This window comes from Johannesbaptistia floridana (assembly GCF_057440575.1).
Genome location: NZ_JALKVM010000346.1, coordinates 1 through 1,255, shown reverse-complemented (window position 1 = coordinate 1,255; position 1,255 = coordinate 1). Strand labels below are relative to the sequence as shown.

Genomic DNA, 1,255 nt, shown 5'->3' with positions numbered 1-1,255 from the left:
AGGGCTCCCCCCGGTAGGGCTTGCACCCAACGGCCCGGCTACGTGACGTGCCGGATTCTAAATTTACCATTTTCGTTTCATTTCACAAATGCTAGCGCAGGCAGCAAAAGGCAAACTTGGCGAAGCCTGGCTTTTGATGCCTGCGCGGGTTTTTCCATCTCTATTTTTCTCTCGAAGATTTTTACCGGCATGGCATGTAGCCTCTGTTAGGCACAGGCATTTAATTCATATCTTTTACTCGGGCATATCCCAAATCCTCTAAATCATGTGCCCCTTTTGTCAAAATTGTTCTCCCATTCTTCAGGACATAAATTTTATTGCATACCTCCAAAACATCTCTGAACATATGGTCTGTCATTACTATCCCTTTATTCTTTTTTTCTCTATCTATCAACCTTTTTAGCGATACTACATGAATTGGCATTATTTGTGAAAATGGTTCATCTAATAAACAAAACTTTGTCTTCGAAGTCAATATGGAAAAAATTTCAATTATCCGTCTTTGACCTGACGATAAATCTATCATCTTTGATTTGTAATTCTTTTTAAAATCGGGGAAACTCAATATTAAATCGTCAAAATCAACTTCAAAATCTCTTAACAACCTTTTGACCGTCAGAAATTTCGGCGTAAAATTACTCTGTGGTAAGTATCTAATTCTTTCAGGTGACCGCTTTGTGCCAATCAATGTCTTCTCATTTAATCTTACAGTTTGTGAAGCAGCTATTAATTCCCCAAAGATTATCTTGAAAATACATGATTTGCCAGCTCCATTTCTTCCTAATAAACCAACTACTTCTCCTGTCTCACACTTCAAATAAACATCTTGGAGAACTCTCTTAGAGTCAAATTCCAGTACTACACTACCTATTTCTAGTTTGTCGTTCATCTGATCTTAAAAGTTACTATTATTATCGTAATGAACACCAGAAAATCAAACATTACTGTTACTGTCCATAGATTTAAACTTGAAATACCTAGGTTCTTGTAATAGTAAAATTTGTCTCTTTTCCTATCTGTTACGAGGTAATATATTACTCCAAAAGTCAACAGCTTGAACCAAAATACAATATTGAAAGTACCAATTCCCCATCTGTAAATTATGCTTGAACATACAATGGTTATCATTGAACTGAAAATCACAAATGATCTGTAGAATGTCAGATATAACAGTAATTTATTCATCTTTATTCTTGATAATACATCTTCTTCTTCTATTCATTTTCATTTGCTTGTGCCTAACGGCCCGGCTACG

At 35.8% G+C, this 1,255-nt stretch carries 1 protein-coding gene; it reads right to left on the bottom strand.

What is annotated here, in order from left to right:
- Positions 1-220 precede the first annotated feature (220 nt).
- On the bottom strand, positions 221-889 hold the full coding sequence (locus MW688_RS19190) for an ATP-binding cassette domain-containing protein (RefSeq protein WP_486737622.1): 669 nt from the start codon (positions 887-889) through the stop codon (positions 221-223).
- Positions 890-1,255 lie beyond the last annotated feature (366 nt).